Below are 26,405 nucleotides of genomic sequence, written 5' to 3' on the forward strand. Positions count from 1 at the left end.
ATTCAGTAAAAAATGAAGCTCTCAGGCGTAACCACTGTAGGAACAAAGATGACCGCACCGACCCCAGCTTTCGATGAACTACGCCGCTTTCTTAAGGACATGTTTCAGTTCGAAGCCCATGATCTAGATTTCGGCATCTACCGTATCACCCGCCTGAAACGTCAATTCATCCAGACTTTTATCGATGGCAAAGCGGATAGCAGCCTGCAAAGCATTGTCAGTAATGCCTTAAATAGCGTACATAACAGCCAGAGCGAAACTGCTAGTAATTGGTTAGCGGCCTTCGCCGCTCAATTCGGCGATATGGGTCGTCCACTTTGGCAAGCTGTTACGGAAAACCCAGAGGATGAAACCGCACAGGCTCGATTCAGAAGCTTATTCGCCATGCCGGTACTCAGTGATGAGCAACGCGAGCAGGCAGAAGCCCAGCTAACGACCTTCCTTGAAACTCGGCAACTGACATCCGAGCAGTTGGAAACCAAAGTCTATAACCATCTGCTCAACTTCTTCGAGCTGTACTACCAGAATGGCGATTTCGGCTACAATACCCGCGCCACCAGCGCATTCAAAGTACCCTACGAAGCCGACTACGATGGCACCGATACGCTGTTCCATTGGAAGCACAAAGATAGTTACTACATTAAAACTGGCAACGGCTTTCACAGCGTACGTTGCCAGATCGCTGGCGAGTGGGTGGAATTCCGTCTAGTCAGTGGCGGCGATGAAGACGTAGAAACCAGCGAGCGTAATAACAACAAAGACGGCGACAGCAAGCACTATCAATTGAAGGATATTCAACCCATTGTCGAGCAGGATGCCGAAGGCAATGAAAAGACTGTCTGGCAAGTGCGCTTCACCCTGGCAGCCAGGTCCACTCCTAAAATCGAGCTATACACTTACCTGTGGCAAGAAGTTTTTCAAAAAGAAGATGATCTGACGCCGTACCTCTATAAAAAACCCGACAAAAGTGACCCTAAGCTTGGAAAACCGTTATTTAATGATCTGACCAGCGACTTTGACAAGAGCGACGGAGGCCAAATCAAGGGTATTGGTCAACTGCGTCTCAAGTTTGAAAAATATCTGGAAGAGTTGGCTAAGCGCAACGAATTCGCCGATCTTGGCGGTAATGTTGACGAACGAAGAAAGGAACTTGAACAAGATTGGATTGCCACTTCTTTATGGGAAATCGACCGCAATCTCAATAAGTTCTACGTTGGTAATGACGCCGATTACTTTATCCATAAGAACTTGCAAGAATTTCTAACTGGCGAGAAAAGCCGCTTCATCAAGCAGGTGATCTTCTCAGATCTTGATGCCCTACTGCATGCTGGCGAGGATAATAGTACTGCTCTGATCGCTCGTGCGTTTAACCAAGTCGCTGACACTTTGATTGGTTTTCTCGCAGCCATTGAGAATTTCCAGAAAGGCCTATTCGAGTTAAAAAAGAAAATTGTTGATACGCATTACCTGGTATCCGTAGGCAAGATTCCCTCGCACTTTCATAAGCGAGTTTTCGCTAACATGGCACAGCGCGACGAATGGCGCGATATTTTCAAAGTAAATATTAGTAACGCATCAGAGCTGATAGAACACCCTACGCTAGTAGTAGATACCAGCCTTTTCCGTGCAAGTGACCCCAACTTTCAGGATGATTTGATCAGTCTGCCCGAATTCGACAATCTTGATGAACAGACCGACGGCCTACTTATCGCCTCAGAAAATTGGCAGGCACTGAATTTACTGCAGGAGAAATTCCGCGAGCAAATCAAGTGCATCTATATCGACCCTCCCTACAATACCGGTGGTGATGGTTTTCTGTACAAAGACAGCTTTCGGCATTCGAGTTGGGCTAGCATGATCCACGATCGTCTCATGCTGGCGCATTCATTTTTGAGCAAACATGGAGTGCTGTTCGCTAGCATTGATGAAAAGGAACGCACCCAGCTTGAAAACCAACTACGCCAGACTTTCGGCGCGAGCAATCGAGTAGAAGAAATAATCTGGGCGCAAAATTCAAATAAAAACAAGTCTCCAACCTATTCAACAAACCATGAGTATGTGGAGGTATTCGCTAAAGACCTGGAAACAGTCAAGGCTGAACCGACCATGTTTCGCGAACCTAAGCCCGGCTATGCCGAGATGATGGAACTAGTGGAACAATTGAACTCTCAGTACCTAAGTAGCAATGAGTTTGAAGCGGAAATTATTAAGCTATACGCCAACCATCGCGAAGCGCTCAAAGCCGAGCTGGAGACACAAGGTATTGAGTTCGACAAGAACCTTGATCCCTGGAAGGGTTTATACAACTATAAAAATGCTGAGTACCGGGATGTGAATGGTTATTATGTTGAAGAACACCTCGCCCAAGAACAAGAGGCGCTGATATGGATTTGGCGTGAAAGTGATGCCTCAATGCCCCAGGTGAAGCAAGATTCACAAAAGGCTATTTTTCGAGATCCGAGTGACCCTGCATTTCGATTCTACAAACCGATTCATCCTGTTACAAAAAAGCCGTGTCCACATCCAAAGCGTGGCTGGGCGTGGCCATTTGAAAGAATGGAAGGCCAGACATCCTGTTTTGTAGAGCTTGATGCTGATAAGCGTATTGTTTGGGGAAAAGATGAAAAAAAGGTTCCTCAAGTTAAGCGCTACCTGCATGAGGCAGAATCAAATGTTGCCAAATCGGTTGTTACCGATTATTCCGACGGCGAAAAGGATCTGACTGCTACCACAGGTAAAACCAGAACGTTTGCTAGCCCAAAACCCGTAAATTTAATTGAACGCTTCACCCAGCAAACCACTAGCTCGGGTGAATGGGTGATGGATTTTTTTGCTGGTTCTGGCACTACAGGTCACGCAGTTATACGCAGCGATGAGCAGCGACGCTTCCTACTCACCGAAATGGGTGGCTACTTCGACTCAATTCTCAAGCCGCGCATCAAACGCGTGCTTTACTCAACCCAGTGGAAAGACGGGGCACCAATTAATCGTGGCCTTCATAAACGCTTAGTAAAAGTGCAGAGTATTGAGCAGTACGAAGACCTGTTAGATAACCTGACCTTGGATGATGGCGGTCAGTTACGTACTCACTGGGACGAAGTTGAACTGCCCAAGCAAGTGCCGGTCAGCTACTTGTTTCGCCCTGAGCAAAGCAGCCCGACCAGCTCACTGGATATTTCACGACCGTTTAGCCAAACGCTACGCGTCGGCAAGGCCCGTGAAGAAAAAACCATCGACCTAATGGAGACGTGGTGCTATCTGCAAGGCTATTGGGTCAAATCACGCCGCACATATCGCCCAGATACTCATCCAGACATCGGCCGCCCCTATCTAGTCGTTGAAACCATTCACGATACATTGGTAGTTTTCCGCGATATCAACCCGGCGGAAGACGACACCGACAGCCTTCATACTATTCTTGCCCACTATACCGACGAGCAGGGCGTCAGCCGTGTCCAGCGCTTGGAACTGAATTTCGACGCTGACCTACGCCAACTGACATTCGAAACCTACCTGATTCAGGCCAGCGATTTCCTGCGGGGCGCACAATGGAGCTAAAACTCTACAACCGACTCAAACGCGAACTGCTGGGCGAATTTTCCACACGCGCTGAAGGGCACGACCGTGACTACCAAAAACAGGTAGAAAGCTTTGCTTCTCGTCAAAGCAGTGGCCTGCCCAAACCAATAGGACGCAAGATACAGAAGTGGTTGAGTGACTATAACCAACTGCTTTCACGGCCTTTCACGTTGCGTTACTACCAAACTTTGGCGCTCTACTTTACCGAATACGTGCTTGAACAAAAGCGCGCTGGCAAGGGGTTTGCCGAACAGAAAGCCCTGGCGTACTGGATGGCCACTGGCAGCGGTAAGACGCTGCTGATGCACCTAAATATTCTGCAATACATCGAGCACATTGGCGGTACAGCAGCTTTTGATGAACTGCAAATTATTCTAACCACGCCGGGCGCTAACCTGATTGAACAGCACGAGCGCGAACTGGGCGAAGTAGTTCGTCAGTTGAACCGCCTCTACAACAACCGAATCAAGCTAACGGTTGCCACCACCAGCGCGCTACTCAATAAAGAGCCCGGCTTCTTCAACATGCCAGACAGCACCCGGCTTTTTCGGCTAGTACTGGTGGATGAAGGTCACATAGGCTTGGCCAGCGGAGGCAAGGAAGTAGGCGCTTTCAAGCAACTGCGCCAAAACCTACTTAAACCGGACAATGCTTTTTTGTTTGAGTATTCGGCAACCTATCACGGTATATCCGAAACTCATGTCCGCGACTACGAAGAACAGATCGTCTACGACTACAACTACTATCGTTTCTTCAAGGATGGCTATGGCAAAGACTACTCACTACAGAGTCTAGCTGATGATCGCTTCGCCGATACTGGCAAGGGCGATACCGCCTTTTTCACCGCCACTTTCGACACACTGCATGAAAAACTCACTGCACATGAACAGCTAACCATCAGCCAAGCGCATGGTACTGGAGAGCTGCCCTTCACCGGGCACTTCCCCGACAAGCCTCTGCTAGCTTACATGGGCAATACGGTAGAAGATCCCAAGAAAGAGGGCAGCGCAAAGGATGAGGTTTCCGACATTCGCCGCTTCGTGGTCTGGCTCGCCCACCTTGATAATGCTAGCCGTGCGGCTTATTCCCCCATATTCAACGGTCAGCACAACGGCAAGCTGACCCTGACCCGATCTCCCGGCGTAGCCGATGAAATCTGGCTTTCCTGGGGCGATGCGCAGTATTGGGGACTGATCAACGTCGGCAATGGTGACAAGTTCTTTAAAGAGTGTGAAGCACACCCACAGCTCCGTGACACCAATGGTGAACCACTGGTAATACTGAGCAAGGCCCCCATTGTCAATGCGCGCTATCACTTCGACGCTATTGATGACGTAGGATCTCCGATCAATGTTTTGGTGGGCAGTCGCAAGTTCGCCGAAGGCTGGAACTGCTTCCGAGTGTCGATTATCGGTCTGATCAACCTCGGTTCGAGCAAGGGCAACAAGATCATTCAGATTTTCGGAAGAGGCGTACGCCTGAAAGGCTTACGAGGGGACGGCAAGCGTCAACATCTAGTTCATAGCGATGATTATGCAGCGCTCGTAGATAGTGACACGTCGGATAGCCAACTTCGTCGCTTAGAAACTTTAAACGTTTTTAGCCTTAACAAATCATGGTTGGCTGTTTTTCTCGGCGCGCTAGAGAAGGATTTACCTATAATCGCAGGGCCTTATAGCCTGGAGGTCAATCCCGCTATTGTTAAGGTGGGCACACACAAGCAGAAGCGGGCAGCACTGGCCTTCACCGATTATCAACACAAGTTACACACATTTAAGGTGGGACGCTCCGAATTCGACTCCCCCCTACGCATCACGTTGGATGATGAAACTCATGAGTGGTGTTGGCATTATTTTCAGCGTAACAATGTTCAGCGCAACGTTGAGCTCAGTGGTCGATTGGCTAACCCCGGTTTTAGCCTCGATTATCGTACGGATCGTACTCAGAAAGGCCATAACCTTGTGCATGAACTACGTGACTGCCTCAAAAGCCAGACAGCATTCGTTGACAGCGATTGGCTGCAAACCCGTCTGCTAACCTGGGGCCACCAACAACGTGTGCAACTTTACGTAGACCAAAGTGCTTCCATACAACCTCTCAGCGTGGAAGCTCTGCTCAAACCAACTAAAGAAATTCTTTATGACCAGCCATTGAGTGAGCGCAAATGGCCGGTTATCGAGCGCCTGCTGGAAGAAGTACAACGCGACTTGCTGGAAAAGATTTTTCATAAGGTACGCTACGACATCGACAAACGGCAGTATCGTTTTGAGACCGTACGTCAGAACGCGCCGAGTGCGCGCGGCGACTTTATCGACCGCTACAGCCTGACCTATGAATTTGCTGAACTAGAACAGAAAATCGCCTTCGAGAATGATGCCACACTGAACCAACAGATTCAGCTCGACCTTGAAGAGGCTCGTGGTGATTATCATATCTACGAACATTTACTAGGCGAAGCCACCGATACGTTACTCAAAAAGCATAAACTCAAGCGTATCGGCATATCACCTGACAGCCTGAATCCGGGGGAACGTAAATTCCTTCACGATATTTTGGAATTTATTGACGATAATTACCCGCGCGATCATCGTGAGTTCTATCTGATGCGCAATGTAGAGTCGTTGCGATCCATTGGCATCTACTTAGAAGGCGAAACCCGCGTTTTCTATCCCGACTTTGTGCTCTGGATTGTGGATGAAAAAGCCAACAAAACCACGCTTGCCCTGTTCGACCCTAAGGGTCAGACCGGCATTGTCAAGGAAGATGACCTTGGCTTGAAAAGTGCAGACAGCATGAACGACAAGGTACGCATTGCCACCAACGGCCACTTGAACGAATTGGCTAAGGATCTACAGAGCCAAACAGGTCGTATCTGGTCAGTGCATTCCTTTATCCTGTTACGAGATACATCGCCACTGGGACGTTGGAGGGGTTCCTCACCAACAAACTCAGACATGGAGCGAGCTGAAGCGATGATTCAGCGCGGTGTGTTACGTCTTGATTGGCATGATAAAAATGAGTCCGGTCAGTCCTCTACTAAGCTCCGTGACGGCGATTCCTATTTAAGCCGAATTTTCGCTCAGCTTCTTTCATAAATTAAAAGCAGCGGGCAATGTTTATTAGCTAGCACTGCCTGCTGTTACGTCTCTTGCTGCCTGCAAAGATAACAAGTTTGAGCCTGAACCGGGGCTTGCCTATAATCGTCGCCCTACGCCAGCCAGCCACTAACGGACACATCATGAACGCCGACCTCGACGCCCTGCATCCCTACCCGTTTGAAAAGCTGGCGGCGCTAAAGGCGACGCTCACCCCGCCCACCGAGCTCGCCCATATACCGCTGACCATTGGCGAACCACAGCACGCGCCCTACCCAGCAGCGCTTGATGCCCTAGTAGCGCACCAATTGGAAATGGCCCGCTACCCGGCCACCAACGGCCTGCCAGCGCTTCGTGAAGCCATCGCTAACTGGGCAACGCAGCGCTTTCAGCTACGCAACCTCGACAGCGAACAGCATGTCGTTCCGGTCAACGGCACTCGGGAAGCGATTTTTGCCTTTGTGCAAGCAGCCCTGGATCGCACACGCCCGGCGAAAGTCGCGGTACCCAATCCGTTTTATCAGATTTACGAAGGCGCGACGCTCTTGGCAGGCGGTGAACCGCTCTATCTAGACTGCACCGCTGAGAACAAATTTCGACCTGACGTTAACGCTGTGTCCGCCGAGACATGGCGTGAAGTGCAGATCGTATTTATCTGCTCACCGGGCAACCCCACCGGGGCCGTCACGCCCATTGAGGAGTTCAAGCAACTCATTGCTCTGGCCGATGAGCATGACTTCATCATCGCGTCAGACGAGTGCTATTCGGAGCTGTACCTGGACGAGACCGCCCCACCGCCCGGCCTATTACAAGCCTGCGCCGAACTGGGCCGTGACGATTATCGGCGTTGCGTGGTATTTCACTCGCTCTCTAAACGCTCTAACTTGCCCGGCCTGCGCTCGGGTTTTGTGGCGGGCGACGCAGCCCTGCTAACCCCCTTCAAGCGCTACCGCACCTACCACGGTTGCGCCATGTCGCTGCCCATCCAGCACGCGTCTATCGCTGCCTGGCAGGATGAGCAGCACGTGCGCGCTAACCGCGACGCCTACCGGGAGAAATTTAGCGCGGTGACCGATGTGCTTTCGCCTGTCATGAGCTTCCCAGCGCCTCAAGCCAGTTTCTATCTCTGGCCTGCAGTACCGGGCGGCGATGATATTGCTTTCACCCAGCGCCTGTTTGCCGAGCAGCATGTAAGCGTATTACCCGGCAGCTTAATGGGGCGCACGGGGGCAAACGGCATTAACCCTGGCGCAGGGCGTGTGCGATTAGCGCTGGTGGCCGAATTGGCGCCTACGCTGGAAGCGGCACAGCGTATTCGTCATCTTATTGAGTGCGGTTAACCGCGATAACGCTTTGCTTCATGGAGGCTGTATGCTGACGCTCTATATTATTAATACCTGCGACACCTGCCGTAAGGCGCGAAAAGCCTTGGAAGGCAAAGGTATTGCGTTCAAGACCTACGACCTGCGCAAAGATGGCCTTTCGGCGGGTCTGCTTAAGCACATTTTAGAACGTGTACCGCTTGTCGATGCCGTCAACAAGCGTAGCAAAACCTGGCGCGACCTCCCTCAAGAAGAGAAAGACGCCTTTGATACGTCTGCCCGCCAGATACTGGTGAAACATCCCACGCTACTGAAGCGACCGCTACTAGAAGTAGACGACTCAACCATTCTGGTTGGCTACCGCGACGGCGATTACGACAAGCTGAGCAGTTAGTCGCTAGCCGCACTCATTCTTCATTCTCTACTACTCATTACTAAAGGACACTCTCTTATGCTGAGCTTTGCGCTTGGAATTGGCACCCAAAATACTCAAGGTGATTGGCTGGAAATTTACTACCCGGCACCGCTGTTCAACCCCGATGCGAGCTTAGTAGCCGCTGCTCAGCAAGCGCTGGATGCGCCGCAAGGCAACGCGGCGATTAGCTTTTTGCCTGAAGACTGCACACGCCTGGCAAAAGCCTTAGAGGCCGCTGGCCACGCCGCCCAGGCAGAGCTTGCTGAAGCGCTTTCCGCTAGCCAGCGCCCGCTGGTGGCTATGTTTCTGGACACCGACCAACCACCACAAACCGCCCCTGAGGTGTATCTCAAACTGCATTTGCTTTCCCACCGTTTAGTGAAGCCCCACGGGCTGGATCTGACTGGCATGTTTGGTCTGTTGCGCAATATTGCCTGGACCAATGAAGGCGCGATCGATATTGAAGAGCTGCCTGCACGCCGCTTAAAGGCGCGCATGGCGGGACGCGCACTCTCCGTGGACTGCGTCGACAAATTCCCCAAAATGACCGACTACGTGGTGCCTACCGGTATCCGCATCGGCGACACTGCCCGCGTGCGCCTGGGCGCTTACTTGGGCGAAGGCACTACCGTGATGCACGAAGGCTTCGTCAACTTCAATGCAGGCGCCGAAGGCCCGGGTATGATCGAAGGCCGCATTTCGGCGGGTGTGATGGTCGGCAAAGGTTCAGACCTCGGCGGCGGCTGCTCGACCATGGGCACCCTCTCCGGCGGCGGCAATATCGTTATTAAAGTAGGCGAAGGCTGCTTAATCGGCGCCAACGCTGGCATCGGCATTCCCCTGGGTGACCGCTGCACGGTGGAAGCGGGGCTTTATATCACCGCTGGCTCCAAAGTGACGCTGCTTGATGACCAGGGCCAGGAAGTAAAAACCGTTTCTGCCCGCGAGCTGGCAAGCCAGGACGATCAGCTGTGGCGCCGCAACTCGCAGAATGGCCGCATTGAGTGCCTGACCAACAAAAGTGCCATCGCCCTGAACGAGGCGTTGCATGCCCACAACTGAGCCTGAAGCGCTGTCGCCGACGCTGCAACTTGCCTTTGAGCTGCTCAGCCGAGCCTCGGTAACGCCGGACGACGAAGGTTGCCAGGAACTCATGATCGAGCGTTTAACAGCGCTCGGTTTCAATGTTGAGCGGCTGCCATTTGGCGATGTAACGAATTTTTGGGCAGTGCGCGGTCATCACGGCCCCGTCGTGGCTTTCGCGGGCCACACCGATGTGGTGCCCAGCGGCCCTTATATCAACTGGCAGCACCCCCCGTTCGAGCCCTGCATCGACGCAGAGGGAATGCTGTGCGGGCGTGGCGCTGCCGATATGAAAGGCAGCCTCGCTTCCATGCTGACCGCCGTTGAACGCTTTGTCGCGAATCATCCAGAGCACGACGGCCGCATTGCCTTTCTGATCACTTCCGATGAAGAGGGTCCGGCGGTCGACGGCACTCGCGCGGTGGTTGAACATCTGCGCGAGCGCAATGAGCGCCTCGATTACTGCATTGTCGGCGAGCCTTCGTCCACCGATCGACTGGGCGATGTGATCAAAAACGGACGTCGCGGATCGCTCGGCGCCACGCTACACATCAAGGGCGTGCAAGGCCACGTGGCTTATCCGCATTTAGCGCGTAACCCTATCCATCAAGCGATGCCAGCACTCGACGCGCTGGTCAATGAGCATTGGGACGCGGGCAACGATTTCTTCCCGGCCACCAGCTTTCAGATTTCTAACCTGCGCGCAGGCACCGGTGCCACTAATGTGATTCCTGGCGATGTCGAAGTGGTGTTTAATTTTCGCTTCTCGACCGAAGTGACCCAGGAAGAGCTCAAAGCGCGCACGGAAACCATTCTCGCTCAGCATGGCCTGGAGTATCAGATAGACTGGACGCTTAACGGCGTGCCTTTCTTGACCGCTGAAGGCGAGCTTGTCGACGCCGCCATCAAAGGCGTTGAAGCGGTAACTGGCGAGCGCCCAGCGCTTTCTACCAGTGGCGGCACTTCGGATGGCCGCTTCATTGCCACCCTGGGTGCTCAGGTGGTCGAGCTAGGTCCGCTGAACGACACCATCCACAAGGTCAATGAGCGCGTTCGCGCTAGCGACCTCGACGACTTAAGCCGGATTTACGAAGCGACACTGCAGGCGTTGCTCATCTCCGGCGAGGTAAACGTATGATGGAGCGTTACCCCGATATAGAAATCTACCTGGCTAGCGTCTCGCTGGAGGCACTCAATGAGTGGCTAAAAAGCACGCTAATCGCACCGCCGCTCAGCCCGGTAGGCAAAGGCAAATGGCAAACCCGAGGTCAGTATGAGGGCGACTGCGTACCGGTATTATTAGTAGACAAAGCCGCCGATGGCTTTGCCAGCCTATGGTTTGATAGCAACCACACCCCTTGGATGACTGACCAAGAGTGCGCCCAACAAGCCGCAGAGGCGCTTCAGACCGAGGTGCGATGCTCATTGGGCGGTTGGAACCCCGGCGATGATCCTGACCGCTTCTGGCAAGTGATGCCCGGCGGCAAAGAGGGAGCCATCGAGTGGCCCGATTCAGGCCGATAATAGGCCCTATAAACGTAAACGACCCCGCCGAAGCGGGGTCGTTTACTATCCTACGATCAATTTAGCTAGTCGTTAAACTTACTCAATAATACTCACATCGTCGGCCTGCAAACCACGCTCATTTTTAATCACGTGATAACGCACAATTTGGCCTTCAGCTAACATACGCGGGCCACGGCCGCGAATGGCGCGAAAGTGTACAAAGACATCTTCACCATTATCGCGGGTAATAAAACCATAGCCTTTGTTAGTATTGAACCACTTCACTTCCCCCTCTTCACGGCCATCATTGGGGTCGATGATGTCTTCTTCCTCATCATCGTCCAAGGGAGCAGCCGCTTGAGGCTGGCGCGATGCAGGCTTAGGACGCGCTACCACATCAGACGCCACCACTACTGAGGGCGCAAAAGCAGCAGACGCTAATGTGCCAATACACAGAACAATAAAACACCCGATAGCAACAGCAATATAGACACCGCTACTGTCTGCCAACACCTCCATTAATTGCTCGGCGAGGGCACTATTGGTTAAACGAACAATCCCCGCCAACAGAAGTGGCGTGGGGGCGGCAAGTAATACACTGATTAAGAAACAGCGAAACACAACTTTTGGGTTCATAGAAAATAAAAGCTCTCTTGTTGTATGGGTAACAGACGAAGGACAATACCCGCACTATCAGGCCCATTCCCAATAGCACTGGCATACTACTACATAAGGTTGCAATGTTATCATGACCCACGAATTATCGCCTGCTGAGCTAACCCAGCTTGTGGAATCTTTAGAAAGCCGCTTAGCGCATCAAGAACACTGGCTGGACACGCTGGACCAAGCGGTGATTCAGCAGGAGCGCCGCCTGGAAAAACTGGAGCAGTTGAGTGGGCTGATGCGCGAACGCCTGCGCGAGCAGCATCAAGCACTTCAAGCAAGCGAACCCCAGGGCGGCCAACGCCCCGAGGATGAACTTCCGCCACACTATTAAGCCAATGGTAGCGCCAACGACTGCGTATTTATTAGCCTCCAACAACACTCGCGGGATTACTACTTTCCAGCCCAAAGGCGTCTGCCACGGCTTGATAAGTAACTTGACCAGCATGCACATTAAGACCGGGCAGGAAGTGCGGGTCGTCACGTAGCGCCTGCTGCCAGCCTTTATCCGCCAGGGCAAGCACGAAGGGCAGCGTGGCGTTAGTCAGCCCCTGGGTAGAGGTACGGGCCACGGCGCCGGGCATATTGGCGACACAGTAGTGAACAATGCCATCAACGATATAGGTCGGTTCGGCATGGGTAGTGGGCTTACTGGTTTCAAAGCAGCCGCCCTGATCAATCGCCACATCGACCAGTACACTGCCGGGCTTCATATCGGCTAGCATGCGGCGAGTGATCAACTTAGGCGCAGCGGCGCCGGGCACCAGCACCGCGCCAATAATCATATCCGACTCACGGGTGGCCGTTTCAAGTGCATCGGCGGTGGAATAAACCGTTTTGATGCGTCCCTGATAGCGGTCATCCAGCACTTCCAGCCGCGCCAGAGATTTATCCAGAATGGTGACTTCTGCGCCTAACCCCAATGCCATGCGAGCAGCGTTTTCGCCGACGACGCCACCACCGATGACCGTCACTTTCCCCGGCGCCACACCGGGCACACCGGGCAGCAGCACGCCTGCACCGCCCTGGGCTTTTTCCAGGCTATGGGCACCGGCTTGAACGGCCATTCGCCCCGCTACGGTGCTCATCGGCGCGAGTAGTGGCAAGCCGCCACGGGCATCGGTAATCGTCTCATAGGCGATGCAGGTGGCGCCGCTTTTCATCAACCCACGGGTAAGGGGCTCTTCGGCGGCCAGATGAAGATAGGTGAACAGGGTATGCTGCGGAGTGAGCCGCGCCACCTCGTCAGGCTGGGGCTCTTTCACCTTGAGGATTAGCTCGGCATTGCACCACAGTGTGTCCACATCGGCTTCGATCTGAGCACCGGCGGCCTGGTAATCGGCATCGGTAAAGCCAGCGCCTTCACCGGCACTAGCTTGAACGCTGACCTGGTGGCCACGACCGGCTAACTCACGCGCACCAGTGGGCGTCAACGCGACACGATACTCGTGATTTTTAATCTCTTTGGGGACGGCGATTTTCATTGGTTTTTTCCCTGTGCTTTTAAAGGTCAGTCGTCTTGTTAAGCAAATTACAGCACAGCTAACGTTGACCACCACCCCAGCAAAGAAAAACAAAAAAAACGCCGGTTAAGGCGTTTTTTAGGAGAAAAATCTAACGATTGCCGGTTCTGCACGAAAAATTCCACTCTACTTTAAATTACTCAACGATAACGGCGCCGCCATAAATGCGACGATATTCCTCGGGCAAACGTTTGGGCCGCCCCGTTGAGAGCGCCACGCAGGCAAAGCGCGTGCGGGCATAAAGCAGTGTTTTGGAATCGCTGGTGCGCGCTAGTTGAAAACGCCGCGTCAGACTCAAACGTTCATCGCAATCGATAATCCAGGTCGCCAACTGTAGCTCATCGCCTGCAAAAGCAGGCGCGAGGTAATCCAGTTCATGACGATGAACCACCATCGCACGGTCAAGCTCCCGGTAACGCGCAAGCGAGAGGCCAAGTGCGACCGAGTGCGCCCAGCTAATCTGCTCAACCCAGCGCAGGTACTCGCTGTTGTTAACGTGCTGATAAGCATCAATTGCCTCATCAGCGACACGGATATCGATCACAAAAGGATCGGGCAGCGCCCACTCCATCCTTGGCTCCTCTTTATCCTGACTCTCGTGTGAATTAGTCGCGGAACACGCGCACTCCCAACGCTTTCAGGTAAGACGTTTCAGGAATGGCTGGGTGTACTGGGTGATCAGGGCCTTGATGGCCTTGGAAAATCACCTGGCCATGGCGATCCTGGTGGCGTACGGCGCCACGCACCACATCCATTAGCCGCTCGGGTGCTAGGTGCATTGAGCAGGAGGCGGACATCAACAGGCCGTCGCGACCCAGCAAGCGCATGGCTTCGCGGTTCAAGCGGGCATAAGCACGTTCGCCGTTAGGGATATCCTTGCGCTTTTTGATGAACGCAGGCGGGTCCAAAATGACTACGTCGAACTCCTCGCCCTCTGCCTTCAATGCTGCTAAGGCTTCAAATGCATCGCCTTCGCTAACAGCCACTTTCTCCTGAACGCCATTGAGCTCAGCGTTACGTGCAACCTGATCTAGCGCTGGACCCGAAGAGTCTAGGCAAATCACCTCTTTCGCGCCGTGAACGGCTGCTTGTACGCCCCAACCGCCCACGTAGCTAAAGACATCCAACACGCGCTTACCGGCCACTTGGCGATTGAGCCATTCGCGATTAACACGGTGATCGAAGAACCAACCGGTTTTCTGGCCATTAAGTACCGGCACGACAAAGCGTGCGCCGTTCTCTTCCAGCACCACTTCGTCAGGCAACGTGCCCTTGATAACGTCAACGTGGGCCTCGAGACCTTCCTGACGACGACCGCCAGTGTCGTTACGGAAAACGATCACTTCAGGCTTGATGACTTTTTCAAGCGCATCAACAATCTCATCAGCCAACGCCTGCATGCCAGCCGTATTGAGCTGCACGACGAGAACATCGCCAAAACGATCAATCACCAAGCCTGGCAGCAAATCGCCTTCACCGTGAATCAAACGGTAATACGGCTGCTCATAAAGACGCTGACGTAGCGCCAGCGCTTGGTTAAAGCGGTGCACAAACAGCGAACGATCCAAGCGCATTTCCGGGTCACGCGACATGACGCGGGCCGCGATTAACGAATGGGGATTAACGTAAGCCACCGCCATGACTTTTCCATTGGAGGCTTCTACCAGGGCGGCTTCGCCTGCCGCAAAGTTTTTCAGCGGCGTCTCTTTGATATCTACTTCATTGGAGTAGATCCAGAGATGGCCCGCTTTCAGGCGGCGGTCAGCATTTTTATTCAGGCGCAGGCGTTGGGTCACAGCAATCTCCAAAAACTTTGTTTTAAAAACCTAGGCAAAGCAAAAATTAGCCAAGGCAAAACGTCAGTAAAACATTAGCACTTATTAGGCAGGCATTAGCGCTGGCAACCGGGGCAAAATACACTGGCTCGCTGGCCTAGCGTAATGCGGCGAAGCTCCGCGCCGCAGCGCAAACAGGGCTGGCCGTGGCGGCCGTAAACATTTAGCCGCTGAGCAAAGTAGCCGGGCTCGCCCTGGCCGCTGACAAAGTCCCTCAGCGTAGTGCCGCCCTGGGTAATCGCCGCCGCCAGCACCTCTTTCACGGCAAGGGCCAAGGCATCATAGCGAGCGCGAGAAACTCTCCCTGCCGCACGGCGCGGATCAATGCCCGCCATAAATAGCGCTTCCGCGGCGTAGATATTCCCGGCACCGACAACCACTTGGTTATCCATCAGAAACGGCTTTACCGCCACGCGCTTGTTACGCGAGAGCGTATAGAGCCATTTGCCGTTAAATGCATCAGATAATGGCTCGGGCCCCAAATGCGCGAGACGCTTATCCTGCGTTTCGTCATCGGCCTGCCAATCCACAAAGCCAAACCGGCGTGGATCGTGATAGCGCAACACATAACCGTTAGCGGTAACCACATCGACATGGTCATGCTTTTTAGGCAAATCCCCCACCTGGGCAATCCGCAGGCTGCCCGACATGCCCAAATGCCATAACAGCGTGGCGCCAGCATCATCTGCAAGCGCACTAATCGGCTGAATTGGAATCTGCAGATATTTTGCCCGCCGCTTCAATACGCCAATGCGTGCGCCCACCAACCGCTCGGCCAAGTCATCCGGCACGGGTACGCGCAGCCGCGGCTGACGCACCAGCACTTCAGTGACTTCCTGACCTTCAATATAAGGCGCAATCCCGCGGCGGGTGGTTTCAACTTCGGGCAGTTCTGGCATATTTGAGCATCGTAACGGCTTGTGATGACAGCCTAATGAAGATGGATTCGCTAGGCATGCTGCGCATAAAAAGCATGCATGCAAAAACCCGGCTTGAGGCCGGGTTTTTGAACAGGCGCTCGCCTGAAGAGAAAGCCGATCATCATCGCTTACGCGATTACTTGATCTTGGCTTCCTTGTAGATAACGTGCTTACGGACAACCGGATCGAATTTCTTGAATTCGAACTTATCCGGGGTATTCCGCTTGTTCTTATCAGTGGTGTAGAAGTGACCTGTACCGGCACTAGACACCAACTTGATTTTATCGCGCATGGTTCAACTCTCCCAATAGGCTTACTTAGATAGCGTCGCCGCGCTTACGAATAGCGACCAAAACTGTGTCGATACCTTTCTTGTCGATGATGCGCATTCCTTTAGTGGAAACGCGCAGCTTGACGAAGCGGTTTTCAGACTCAACCCAAAAACGGTGGGTGTGCAGGTTTGGCAAGAAACGACGACGTGTCTTACGCTGGGAGTGTGAAACGTTATTTCCAGTTACCGGACGCTTGCCGGTAACCTGACATACTTTGGACATTAGAGCCTCCAACTGCTTGGCCAGGATATAAGAACCTGAGTGTTCAAAACTGTCGGGCAAACCGGAGCAGGGAAGGTGTCGGCGCCGTTAACCGCCAAGCTTTATCCAAATCCGTTATTCAACCCAAGTTTAAAGGTGGCACTTTATACCAGAGCACCCGACTAGCAGCAAGCAAAACCCACTAAAAAGGTTAAATAAGCGCCTTTTTGCTCATTTAACTTAGATATTGCTACGCAATGTACTGCGCGTCGATTTTGCTTATAGCCAGCCACGCTCGGCAAAAGAGACCACTTCTCCATCTCCCACCACGAAATGATCCAACACGCGCACTTCAAACAGCGCGAGCGCGTCTTTTAAGCGTTCGGTGATTCGTCGATCAGCATCGCTTGGCTCTGCCACACCCGATGGGTGATTGTGAGCCAGGATAACGGCGCCAGCACTAAGTTCTAAAGCGCGCTTGGCAACTTCGCGGGGGTAAACAGATGCGCTGTCTAGGGTACCGCGAAACAGCGATTCATAGCGAATAATTCGGTGCTGTGTATCCAAAAAAAGCACCGCAAACTCTTCATGGCCTAAATGACGCAGCTGGGAGCTCAGATAGTGGCGCACCAAGGCAGGCGATGTCAGTGCATTGCCACGCGCCAACTGGCTAGCCAAATGGCGCCGCGACAACTCAAGCGTAGCCTGTAGTTGGGCATACTTAGCGGTGCCTAGCCCATGGGCAGCGCAGAAACTTGCTTGATCAGCCTCCAACAGTTGGCGTAAGCCACCAAAGCTTGTGAGCAAATCCCGCGCCAAATCAACCGCTGAGCGCCCCTGCACGCCGACGCGCAAAAAAATCGCCAGTAACTCCGCATCCGAAAGCGCCTGGGCGCCTGCGTTTAATAATTTCTCCCGCGGCCGCTCACCCTCTGGCCAGTGATTGATTCCCATCGCACCTTCCCGCGTTGTCCGCCCTTGGTAATTAACGCAAACCGCGTTCAAACCCAATCACGCAGCCTGCCTCAGTAAACCTAGCTTACCCTTGTTTCTCCCCAATATGCCAAATTGGTGGTGCCAGTGGTATGGTAAGCCTCCTCACGAACGCGGATGTGGATGACTGAACATGGCTTCTGTTGCTGACACAACAAGCACCCCGATAAACGCTTTCACCACTGCCTCAACACTCGCCGGCAAACGGGTGCTACTCGGGGTTAGCGCGGGTATTGCTGCTTACAAGAGCGCATTGCTTGTGCGCCTGCTCAAGCAAGCGGGCTGCGAGGTGCGAGTGGTGATGACCGATGGGGCTCAGGCCTTTATTACGCCGCTCACCCTGCAGGCACTCTCCGGTGAGCCGGTGCGCACCTCCTTACTCGACCCGGAAGCCGAAGCGGGCATGGGCCATATTGAGCTGGCCCGCTGGGCGGATGCGGTGCTGATCGCTCCCGCCACGGCTGACTTAATCGCCCGCTTGGTGCACGGCATGGCTGATGATTTGCTCACCACGCTTTGTCTGGCGTCAGAAGCGCCTAAACTGATTGCCCCAGCCATGAACCAAGCTATGTGGCGCCATCCTGCCACTCAGCGCAATGTGGCGCAGCTGCAGCAAGACGGCTGGCAGCAAATCGGCCCGGACGCGGGTGATCAAGCCTGTGGCGATGTGGGGCCTGGCCGCATGAGTGAGCCTGAAGAGATATTTAGCGCTGTGATGGCACTGTTTGCAGCGCCACCTTCTCCTTATTACGGCTCCTCCGCCAGCACTCCTCATGTAGTAATCACCGCTGGCCCAACTCGCGAGCCGCTGGACCCGGTACGCTATATTTCCAATCACAGTTCGGGAAAAATGGGCTTTGCTTTAGCTGCAGCGGCAGTGGCGCAAGGCGCCAAAGTGACGTTGATCAGCGGGCCCGTTAATTTACCCACCCCGCCGGGCGCTACACGGATTGACGTTGAGTCAGCCGAGCAGATGTCCCGTGAAGCACAGCGGTTAGCGCCCCAAGCGGCGCTATTTATCGGCTGCGCGGCGGTTGCTGACTATCGTGCGGCAGCCCCCGCCGAGCACAAGCTCAAGAAGCAGGACGATAGCGACACTCTCACCCTGACCCTGGTGAAAAATCCTGACATTATCGCCAGCATAGCGGCGCTTCCCGCTGGTCAGCGCCCGCTGGTAGTTGGCTTTGCCGCCGAAACCCAAGAAATAGAGCGCTACGCGCAGGATAAACTGCAGCGCAAAGGGCTGGACATGATCGTGGCTAACGATGTTTCCCAGGCGGGCCTAGGGTTTGGCAGCGACCAGAATGCCGCCTGGTTACTGTGGCGCACCGCGGAAGGCGTTGAAAGCCGGGCGGAAGCACCCCAGCCAAAAACCCAGCTAGCCGCTACGATCATTCATCAGGCGCTCGCCCTGCTATCGACGACAGCACCTGAAACAACCTCTACTAACGCTTCTGGAGAACCGCAATGAGTGCCCGCCCCCGCCTGCAGTGCAAAGTGTTAGATGAGCGCTTGCACGATTATCTCCCCACCTATGCAACGGCAGGCTCTGCCGGCATGGATCTACGGGCACTGCTGGACGCGCCACTGACCTTGGCGCCCGGCGACTGCCAGCTCGTACGCACGGGCATTGCCATCTATATTGAAGACCCCAGCCTTGCGGGCATGATTCTGCCGCGCTCCGGTTTGGGGCATAAGCACGGCATTGTATTGGGCAACTTGGTGGGCTTGATCGACTCCGATTACCAGGGCGAGCTGATGATTTCGGTCTGGAACCGGGGCCAGAGCGACTTTACCCTTGCCCCCTTCGACCGCCTGGCACAATACGTGCTTGTGCCTGTTGTGCAAGCCGAACTCGCTCTTGTGGACGCGTTTGAAGACTCCCTGCGGGGCAGCGGCGGGTTTGGCAGCACCGGCAGTCAGTAGCTATTAGCAATAGCCATTAGTAGTAGCGATTGGCAGGACGTGGTTAAGAAACCTTTGCAAGGCAATTTCTGTTTAGCTGGGAAGCTTATGAACGCACAGACCGTACCCGCTTCGATTTTTCGCGCCTACGATATCCGCGGTATCGTTGACGACACGCTCACCGAAGAGACGGTAGAAATGATCGGACGCGCCGTGGGCTCGGAAGCCGCCGCGCGGGGAGAATCCAGCGTGGTAGTCGCACGCGACGGTCGCCTTTCAGGCGCTCGGCTGCAAGCAGCGCTGATGCGTGGCCTGAATGCTGCAGGACGAGACGTTATTGATATCGGCATGGTCCCCACGCCGGTGTTGTACTTCGCCACCCACATCTTGCCAAACACCCAGTCAGGCGTGATGGTTACCGGCAGCCATAACCCGCCTGACTATAACGGCTTTAAAATCGTGCTGAGCGGCGAAACGCTCTCTGGCGATGCAATTACCGCCCTGTTTGAGCGCATCCAGTCTGGCAACCTGGAGAGCGGCCAAGGCAGCATCACCCAGCAGGATCTTCGCGAAACGTATTTAGCGCGTATTTTAGGTGACGTTAAGATCAACCGACCGATCAAAGCCGTGGTCGACTGCGGCAACGGGGTTGCCGGGGAGCTTGGCCCGCAGCTGCTGACCCGCTTGGGCATTGATACAACTGCGCTGTTCGATGAGATCGATGGCCACTTTCCCAATCACCACCCGGATCCTGGCAAACCTGAAAACATGCAGGATTTGATGCGCAAGGTGCAAGAAACGGGCGCTGATATCGGGCTTGCCTTTGATGGCGATGGCGACCGAGTAGGCGTGGTCACCTCCACCGGCAAGCTGATTTATCCTGACCACCTGCTGATGGTATTTGCCACCGATATGCTCACGCGCCAGCCCGGGGCCAAAGTGATTTTTGACATCAAGTGCACCGGCAATCTAGTCAAAGTGATTAGTGATGCTGGGGGCGAGCCTGAGATGTGGCGAACCGGTCACTCCCTGATCAAAGCGCGCATGAAAGAGACCGGCGCTCAGTTGGGCGGAGAGATGAGCGGACATATTTTTTTCCAAGAGCGCTGGTATGGTTTTGACGATGGCCTTTATGCCGCCGCTAGGCTGGTAGAAATTCTCGCCAACCAGCCTGACGATGCGGATACTTTTTTCGCCACATTTCCCCAAGACGTTGGTACCCCAGAGATTAATATTGCGGTTACCGATGCTAACAAATTTTCTCTAATGGATAAGCTTGCTCGCGAGGGCGACTTCGGCGAAGGTATCAAAACTACGCTGGACGGTATTCGCGTTGATTACCCGGATGGCTGGGGATTATGTCGCGCCTCTAACACCACACCAGCCCTGGTTATGCGCTTTGAAGGCAAGACCCATGCCGCGCTAGCTCGCATTAAAACGGTTTTTAATAACGCGCTACAGCGCGTCGCGCCAGATATTGAGCTGCCCCAGTAATGAGATAGCTCTTCAAATTGCTCTTCACATAGCTCTTCATATAGTTAGGCGCTGAAGGGATCGCGCGCTTAGAAAGTGCGACCCTCACTACTCAATCAGCATAAACGTTAGCAGCATAATAAACGTTCGCAAGGGACAACCTCATGAGTTCAACCAGTCGCGACCCGCAGGTCGTTGTGGAGGTGCTTTCCGAAGCCCTCCCCTACATTCAGCAGTTTTCAGGCAAAACGGTGGTGGTCAAATACGGCGGTAATGCCATGACCGAAAGCACCCTGATTGACTCCTTTGCCCGCGACATCGTGTTAATGAAGGAAGTCGGCATCAACCCGGTAGTGGTGCACGGCGGCGGGCCGCAAATCGGCGACCTACTCAAAAAGCTCAACATCGAGTCACGCTTCGTCAACGGCATGCGCGTCACCGACTCGCAAACCATGGACGTGGTCGAGATGGTGCTGGGCGGTTTGGTTAATAAAAGCATCGTGAATCTGATCAACCAGAGCGGCGGCAAGGCGATCGGTCTGACCGGTAAGGACGGCGCGCAAATTCGTGCCCGCCAACTCAAGGTCGAGCACCAAAGCCCTGAAATGACGGCCCCGGAAATTATCGATATCGGCCACGTGGGCGAAGTGGAGTCGATCTCAACCGAGTTGATTGAGATGCTGGCGGCGCGCGACTTTATCCCGGTGATCGCCCCGATTGGCGTCGACGCTGCGGGCCATAGCTACAACATCAATGCTGACCTGGTAGCGGGCAAGATTGCCGAAGCGCTTAACGCTGAAAAGCTGATGCTGCTCACTAACGTCGCCGGTCTCATGAACGCTGAAGGCGAGGTGCTCACTGGCTTAACCACCGCGCAAGTCGATGCCCTGATCGAAGATGGCACTATCTATGGCGGCATGCTGCCCAAAATTCGCTGCGCGCTGGATGCGGTGAAAGGCGGTGTAAATAGCTCGCACATTATTGATGGCCGTGTCCCCCACGCGGTATTGCTGGAAATTTTCACCAATGCTGGGGTGGGCACCCTAATCACGGACGCGAGCTAACCGCGACGGAGGCACATTATGAGCGAAGATCAAAAACCTCGCCGCCGCGAGCAGATACTCCAAGCACTGGCATTAATGCTTGAAGAAGACAGTGGCAAACGCATTACTACCGCCGCTCTCGCTCGTCAGGTAGGTGTTTCAGAAGCAGCGCTCTACCGCCACTTCCCCAGCAAAGCACGCATGTTTGAGGGGCTGATTGATTTTATTGAAGAGAGTATTTTTGAGCGCATTACGCGTATTTTAGACGACGTACCCGACGCCACCACCCGCTGCGGCACCATCTTGGCGCTGCTACTGGGCTTCGCCGAGAAAAACCCTGGGCTAGCCCGGGTGATGGGGGGCGACGTACTCACCGGCGAAACAGCAAGGCTACGCCAGCGGATAAATCAGCTTTTTGAACGCCTGGAGATGCAGCTCAAACAGGTACTGCGCGAAGCCGAACTGCGTGAAGGTCTGCGCCCTACGATTCCCGCTTCCGCCGCCGCTAATTTACTGGCGGCCCAAGCAGAAGGCCGGATTTCGCAGTACGTACGCAGCGACTTTAAGCGCCTGCCCACCGAACATTGGGAAGATCAATGGTCGCTATTATCTGCGCAATTACTACGCGCCGCGGCACAGCCCGCCTAGATTAAACCGCAGATGAAGGCTACACAAAAAACCGGCACCTTTTGCAAGGGCCGGTTTTTTAATACGACAAATGCTACCCAGCTGACTTAAGCCACCATCGGCTCACCCATTTTCTGGCGCAGCTTTTTCATCGCATTCTTTTCAAGCTGACGAATACGCTCAGCGCTGACCCCATAGACATCGGCCAGATCGTGAAGTGTTTCTTTACTATCGGCTAACCAGCGACGCTGCAGGATATCCCGCGAGCGCTCATCAAGCCCCTCAAGAGCGACCTGCAACCGACGCGTCGAGTCTTCCTCGAAGTTGCTATCTTCCAACTGCGTGGCAGGATCTGATGCTGCGTCATCCAGGAAATGCACCGGCGCCTGATAGGTACTCTCTTCATCATCGCCTGCGGGCGCATCAAAACCGGCATCGTAAGAGGAGAGACGCCCTTCCATATCGCGCACGATCTCAGGCTTGACGTCGAGATCCTTGGCAATGGCGGACACTTCGTCATTGTTCAGCCACGCCAAGCGCTTCTTCGCGCTACGCAGGTTGAAGAACAGCTTACGCTGCGCTTTGGTGGTGGCAATTTTGACGATGCGCCAGTTACGCAGCACAAATTCGTGAATTTCCGCTTTGATCCAATGCACGGCAAAAGAGACCAAGCGAACGCCTTGATTAGGATCGAAGCGTTTGACGGCTTTCATTAAGCCGACATTACCTTCTTGAATTAAATCTGCTTGGGGTAACCCATAGCCAGAATAACTACGCGCAATGTGCACCACAAAGCGCAAATGTGACATCACTAAACGCCGAGCAGCTTCTAGATCACCGTCATCATAAAGACGATAGGCGAGCTCTCGCTCTTCATCGGCGGTTAAAACCGAAATTCCATTGACTGCGCGGATATAGCCGCCCAGATCACCGCCGGGTGAAAGTTGCCCCACCGGTATAAGACTAGTGCTCATGTGCAGGTGGTCTCCCCTGTAACCCATCGTGGTTGACGTAGCACGTTATCAATAACCTATTACCTTAAATTCTGTCTTACAAAGACCTTATCGCGAGAATAAGGTTCACGCGCTATTGAATCGGCCTGCTGAATCATTTTGGGCGAATACTTGAGAGATGGCGAGTTACCGCCAACCAAGCACCCAACCAGCCTAGTAGTGTACTGCAAGATAGCAGAATTGTAGAGCCTGTCACGTCGAGTTGAGGTAATGAGAAGCTGGCACCGTAGCTCGCCGCCAGAGCGGCCACCGGCAGTGACAGCCAGTGGTTCCCCACCCCCAGCAACCCGAGCGCTAACAGCCCGCCACCGATACCGTACCAAGCCCCGCTGTATAGGAATGGGCGTCTGACAAAGGCGTGAGTGGCGCCAATCAGCATCACCACTTCAATCTCGCGGCGGCGACTTTCCACCGACAGGCGAATAGTGTTGCCAACCACCAGCAAAACGCCCAGGCCAAACAGCGCTCCCAGCGCCAGCGCAACGCGCCTTCCCAGCTCAGCCAGGTTCCTCAGTCGCTCCACCCAGGCCAGATCAAGACGCACCTCATCAACCCCGGAAAGGGCTTCAAGCGTAGCGGCCAACTGCTGCATGGCAGCCGGTTCGATGCTTGATGGGTGCACCACGATACTGATGGGCAGCGGGTTGCTCTCCAAACCCGCTAGGGCATTATCCAGCCCCAGCGACTGCTGAAACTCCGCCATGCCCTGTTCAGCGCTGATCAACTGCGTCTCAAGCACGCTCTGCTCAGCGTTGACCGCCTCTTCTATACGTTGTGCCTGGGCATCATCGGTGCTCAATTCCAGATAAACGGTGAGCGTGGCGCTTTCATCAAGCTCGGCATCCAGCAGGCGCGCACTGTCCAGGGTCAACCACAGCGCAGCGGGCAGCACCAGGGCAATGGCGATGGCTAACATCGTCAGCAGATTACCCAAGGGATAACGTACCAAGCGCTGAAAACTATCCCACGCCATACTGCGATGGTGGCGTCCCCAGGCCCGCAGACGGCTGGAAAAGCGCGTTTGCTGGGAACGTGCACCTCGCTGTGAGGATTTATCGGCCGGTGGTTTAGCAGCGGCTTTTCGCGGCGTTTTTAATGCCGCTCCCTGCTGGCGCCTTGGGGTCGCGGAGGACTTCATGCCGCCCCCTCGTCGGCCACCAAACGACCATCGCTTAAACGCAGGATGCGGTGGCGCAACTGGGCAATCAGGGCCAAGTCGTGGCTGGCGATCATTACCGTGGTACCAATTCGGTTAAAATCCTCAAACAGCGCCATAATATCCGCTGACAGCTGTGGATCCAGATTACCCGTAGGCTCATCGGCGAGCAGTAGCGCAGGCTTATTGACCACCGCCCGGGCAATGCCGACGCGCTGCTGCTCGCCGCCCGACAGTTCTATCGGCAACGCCTTTTCACGGTGCAGCAGCCCTACTTTATCTAACGCTGCGCGCACACGGCGGGCGGCCTCACGGGGTTCAACCCCCTGAATCTCCAGTGGCAGCGAGACATTGTGGAAAATACTGCGATCAAATAGCAGTTGGTGATCCTGAAAGACCACGCCAATCTGACGCCGATAGAACGGCACCTGACTGGCATGCAGTTGGGCAATATCATGACCCGCCACGACGACGCGCCCGCGACTAGGCTTCTCAAGACGCATCACTAGGCGTAGTAGCGAGCTTTTCCCCGCACCGGAGTGGCCAGTCAGAAACACCATCTCGCCCCGAGCAACCCGAAAGTTGAGATGCGCCAGGGCTTCGAAACGACCGCCGTAGCGTTTTCCCACATGCTCAAAGGCAATCATGCGCTGGCATCGTCCCCTTGGCGGTCAAACAGCGCGTGGACAAAATCATTAGCCTCGAAGGGGCGCAGATCGTCGATACCCTCCCCTACGCCAATAAAGCGAATGGGTGTTTCCAACTGTTTGGCCAGTGCAAAGATAATGCCGCCTTTGGCGGTGCCATCCAGCTTGGTTAGCGTGATCCCGCTAACTGGCACGGCATCATTAAAGGTGCTGGCCTGGGAAATAGCGTTTTGTCCAGTGCCTGCATCCAACACCAGCATCACCTCATGTGGCGCGGTGTCATCTAGCTTCTGCATCACCCGGTGGACTTTTTTCAGTTCTTCCATCAGGTGGCTTTTGTTATGCAGCCGCCCGGCAGTGTCGGCGATCAGCACATCAACACCTCGCGCAGTGGCGGCCGCTACCGCATCGTAGATTACCGAGGCGCTGTCCGCGCCGGTGTGCTGGGCAATTACTGGCACGCGGTTGCGTTCGCCCCAGACTTTGAGCTGTTCGACAGCCGCAGCACGGAAGGTGTCACCGGCCGCCAACATAACGCTTTTGCCTTCACGCTGAAAACGCTGGGTGAGTTTGCCGATGGTGGTGGTTTTACCCACGCCGTTAACGCCTACCACTAAAATAACAAACGGCCCCTTGCCCGCCTTCTCCAGCACCAGCGGCTTGGCGACCGGCGCCAGCATGGTGGTCAACTCTTCCTGCAAGCCACGGTAAAGCGCCTCAGGGTTATTTAGCTCTTTGCGTGAGACGCGCGCTTCCAGGCGGCCGATAATCTCGGTCGTCGCGTCAATACCGACATCGGCCATTAGCAGCTGCGTTTCCAGATCTTCCAATAGCTCGTCATCAATCTGTTTTTTGCCTAAAAACAGATCGGCGATGCCGTCGGTTAGATTGGCACGGGTTTTCCCCAGGCCTGATTTGATACGTGCAAACCAGCCTTTCTGTTCGCCTTGCTGTTCACTTTTTTCGGCGACTGGCTTTTCCTGTAAAACAGGACGTTGTGCCGTTTCACGAACGGGCTCTGGCTCTGGCTCTGGCTCTGGCTCTGGCTCTGGCTCTGGCTCTGGCTCTGGCTCT

Annotated in this window: 25 protein-coding genes; 13 read left to right on the plus strand and 12 right to left on the minus strand. The window is 54.4% G+C overall.

What is annotated here, in order from left to right:
- Positions 1 to 48: 48 nt before the first annotated feature.
- From CXF87_RS16635 to CXF87_RS16665, 7 genes are all read left to right on the plus strand, one after another.
- Complete coding sequence (locus tag CXF87_RS16635) at positions 49 to 3,558, plus strand: site-specific DNA-methyltransferase (protein WP_157826562.1); 3,510 nt, start codon at positions 49 to 51, stop codon at positions 3,556 to 3,558.
- The gene (locus CXF87_RS16640) at positions 3,549 to 6,674 is read left to right on the plus strand and encodes a DEAD/DEAH box helicase family protein (protein ID WP_101147417.1); all 3,126 of its coding nucleotides are present in this window, start codon (positions 3,549 to 3,551) and stop codon (positions 6,672 to 6,674) included. Before CXF87_RS16635 ends, CXF87_RS16640 begins: the two co-directional genes overlap by 10 nt.
- A gap of 143 nt (positions 6,675 to 6,817) precedes the next feature.
- The gene (dapC, locus tag CXF87_RS16645) at positions 6,818 to 8,014 is read left to right on the plus strand and encodes a succinyldiaminopimelate transaminase (RefSeq protein WP_101147418.1); all 1,197 of its coding nucleotides are present in this window, start codon (positions 6,818 to 6,820) and stop codon (positions 8,012 to 8,014) included.
- Between the two features lie 31 nt (positions 8,015 to 8,045).
- On the plus strand, positions 8,046 to 8,390 hold the full coding sequence (locus CXF87_RS16650; protein ID WP_101147419.1) for a Spx/MgsR family RNA polymerase-binding regulatory protein: 345 nt from the start codon (positions 8,046 to 8,048) through the stop codon (positions 8,388 to 8,390).
- A 57-nt stretch (positions 8,391 to 8,447) separates the two neighbouring features.
- Positions 8,448 to 9,473, plus strand: coding sequence for a 2,3,4,5-tetrahydropyridine-2,6-dicarboxylate N-succinyltransferase (gene dapD, locus CXF87_RS16655; RefSeq protein ID WP_101147420.1), 1,026 nt, complete (start codon positions 8,448 to 8,450; stop codon positions 9,471 to 9,473).
- Positions 9,460 to 10,632 (plus strand): succinyl-diaminopimelate desuccinylase, encoded by a 1,173-nt coding sequence (gene dapE / locus CXF87_RS16660; RefSeq protein ID WP_101147421.1) that lies wholly within the window; start codon positions 9,460 to 9,462, stop codon positions 10,630 to 10,632. Before dapD ends, dapE begins: the two co-directional genes overlap by 14 nt.
- Entirely contained in the window at positions 10,629 to 11,018 is a 390-nt protein-coding gene (locus tag CXF87_RS16665) for a hypothetical protein (RefSeq protein ID WP_101147422.1), read from the plus strand. The genes dapE and CXF87_RS16665 overlap by 4 nt, the downstream gene beginning before the upstream one ends.
- A 78-nt stretch (positions 11,019 to 11,096) precedes the next feature.
- Here the strand turns inward: CXF87_RS16665 and CXF87_RS22315 are convergent, their stop codons facing one another.
- Positions 11,097 to 11,636 carry a cold-shock protein gene (locus CXF87_RS22315; protein WP_101147423.1) on the minus strand — a complete coding sequence of 180 codons (540 nt, stop codon included), beginning with the start codon at positions 11,634 to 11,636 and terminating at the stop codon, positions 11,097 to 11,099.
- Positions 11,637 to 11,748: 112 nt separating this feature from the next.
- Here CXF87_RS22315 and CXF87_RS16675 point away from each other — a divergent pair, with 112 nt between their 5' ends.
- Positions 11,749 to 11,997: a SlyX family protein gene (locus CXF87_RS16675; protein WP_101147424.1), complete on the plus strand. Its 249-nt coding sequence runs from the start codon at positions 11,749 to 11,751 to the stop codon at positions 11,995 to 11,997.
- A gap of 31 nt (positions 11,998 to 12,028) precedes the next feature.
- Here CXF87_RS16675 and ald read toward each other — a convergent pair whose 3' ends face one another.
- From ald to radC, 7 genes are all read right to left on the minus strand, one after another.
- Positions 12,029 to 13,147 carry an alanine dehydrogenase gene (gene ald / locus CXF87_RS16680; RefSeq protein ID WP_101147425.1) on the minus strand — a complete coding sequence of 373 codons (1,119 nt, stop codon included), beginning with the start codon at positions 13,145 to 13,147 and terminating at the stop codon, positions 12,029 to 12,031.
- 175 nt (positions 13,148 to 13,322) lie between these two features.
- Positions 13,323 to 13,757: an acyl-CoA thioesterase gene (locus tag CXF87_RS16685; protein WP_101147426.1), complete on the minus strand. Its 435-nt coding sequence runs from the start codon at positions 13,755 to 13,757 to the stop codon at positions 13,323 to 13,325.
- 34 nt (positions 13,758 to 13,791) lie between these two features.
- Positions 13,792 to 14,982: a class I SAM-dependent rRNA methyltransferase gene (locus CXF87_RS16690; protein ID WP_101147427.1), complete on the minus strand. Its 1,191-nt coding sequence runs from the start codon at positions 14,980 to 14,982 to the stop codon at positions 13,792 to 13,794.
- Positions 14,983 to 15,077: 95 nt separating this feature from the next.
- Positions 15,078 to 15,920 carry a bifunctional DNA-formamidopyrimidine glycosylase/DNA-(apurinic or apyrimidinic site) lyase gene (gene mutM, locus CXF87_RS16695; protein WP_101147428.1) on the minus strand — a complete coding sequence of 281 codons (843 nt, stop codon included), beginning with the start codon at positions 15,918 to 15,920 and terminating at the stop codon, positions 15,078 to 15,080.
- 157 nt (positions 15,921 to 16,077) lie between these two features.
- On the minus strand, positions 16,078 to 16,233 hold the full coding sequence (rpmG, locus tag CXF87_RS16700; protein WP_007111734.1) for a 50S ribosomal protein L33: 156 nt from the start codon (positions 16,231 to 16,233) through the stop codon (positions 16,078 to 16,080).
- Positions 16,234 to 16,258: 25 nt separating this feature from the next.
- Positions 16,259 to 16,495: a 50S ribosomal protein L28 gene (gene rpmB, locus CXF87_RS16705; protein ID WP_022520205.1), complete on the minus strand. Its 237-nt coding sequence runs from the start codon at positions 16,493 to 16,495 to the stop codon at positions 16,259 to 16,261.
- 258 nt (positions 16,496 to 16,753) lie between these two features.
- Positions 16,754 to 17,428 (minus strand): RadC family protein, encoded by a 675-nt coding sequence (gene radC, locus CXF87_RS16710; protein WP_101147429.1) that lies wholly within the window; start codon positions 17,426 to 17,428, stop codon positions 16,754 to 16,756.
- A gap of 172 nt (positions 17,429 to 17,600) precedes the next feature.
- Between radC and coaBC the strand changes: the two genes are divergently transcribed.
- The 5 genes from coaBC (at position 17,601) to slmA (ending at position 22,536) form a co-directional block, all read left to right on the plus strand.
- On the plus strand, positions 17,601 to 18,938 hold the full coding sequence (gene coaBC / locus CXF87_RS16715) for a bifunctional phosphopantothenoylcysteine decarboxylase/phosphopantothenate--cysteine ligase CoaBC (RefSeq protein ID WP_101147430.1): 1,338 nt from the start codon (positions 17,601 to 17,603) through the stop codon (positions 18,936 to 18,938).
- On the plus strand, positions 18,935 to 19,393 hold the full coding sequence (gene dut, locus CXF87_RS16720) for a dUTP diphosphatase (RefSeq protein ID WP_101147431.1): 459 nt from the start codon (positions 18,935 to 18,937) through the stop codon (positions 19,391 to 19,393). The genes coaBC and dut overlap by 4 nt, the downstream gene beginning before the upstream one ends.
- An 87-nt stretch (positions 19,394 to 19,480) precedes the next feature.
- Positions 19,481 to 20,866 carry a phosphomannomutase/phosphoglucomutase gene (locus CXF87_RS16725; RefSeq protein WP_101147432.1) on the plus strand — a complete coding sequence of 462 codons (1,386 nt, stop codon included), beginning with the start codon at positions 19,481 to 19,483 and terminating at the stop codon, positions 20,864 to 20,866.
- A gap of 143 nt (positions 20,867 to 21,009) precedes the next feature.
- Positions 21,010 to 21,909 carry an acetylglutamate kinase gene (gene argB, locus CXF87_RS16730; RefSeq protein ID WP_101147433.1) on the plus strand — a complete coding sequence of 300 codons (900 nt, stop codon included), beginning with the start codon at positions 21,010 to 21,012 and terminating at the stop codon, positions 21,907 to 21,909.
- Between the two features lie 18 nt (positions 21,910 to 21,927).
- A complete protein-coding gene (gene slmA / locus CXF87_RS16735) occupies positions 21,928 to 22,536 on the plus strand; it encodes a nucleoid occlusion factor SlmA (RefSeq protein WP_101147434.1) in 609 nt (202 codons plus the stop codon).
- 86 nt (positions 22,537 to 22,622) lie between these two features.
- On the opposite strand, the gene rpoH is transcribed toward slmA, so the two are convergent.
- The 4 genes from rpoH to ftsY form a co-directional block, all read right to left on the minus strand.
- Positions 22,623 to 23,489, minus strand: coding sequence for an RNA polymerase sigma factor RpoH (gene rpoH, locus CXF87_RS16740; protein WP_008959900.1), 867 nt, complete (start codon positions 23,487 to 23,489; stop codon positions 22,623 to 22,625).
- A 133-nt stretch (positions 23,490 to 23,622) separates the two neighbouring features.
- Positions 23,623 to 24,666 (minus strand): permease-like cell division protein FtsX, encoded by a 1,044-nt coding sequence (ftsX, locus tag CXF87_RS16745; protein ID WP_101147435.1) that lies wholly within the window; start codon positions 24,664 to 24,666, stop codon positions 23,623 to 23,625.
- Entirely contained in the window at positions 24,663 to 25,331 is a 669-nt protein-coding gene (gene ftsE / locus CXF87_RS16750; RefSeq protein ID WP_008959902.1) for a cell division ATP-binding protein FtsE, read from the minus strand. Before ftsE ends, ftsX begins: the two co-directional genes overlap by 4 nt.
- On the minus strand, positions 25,328 to 26,405 hold a 1,078-nt coding region (ftsY, locus tag CXF87_RS16755; protein ID WP_101147436.1), incomplete at its 5' end, for a signal recognition particle-docking protein FtsY. The genes ftsY and ftsE, both read right to left, overlap by 4 nt.

It is taken from the genome of Halomonas sp. MES3-P3E (genome assembly GCF_002836035.1).
Taxonomy (GTDB): Bacteria; Pseudomonadota; Gammaproteobacteria; order Pseudomonadales; family Halomonadaceae; genus Vreelandella; species Vreelandella arctica.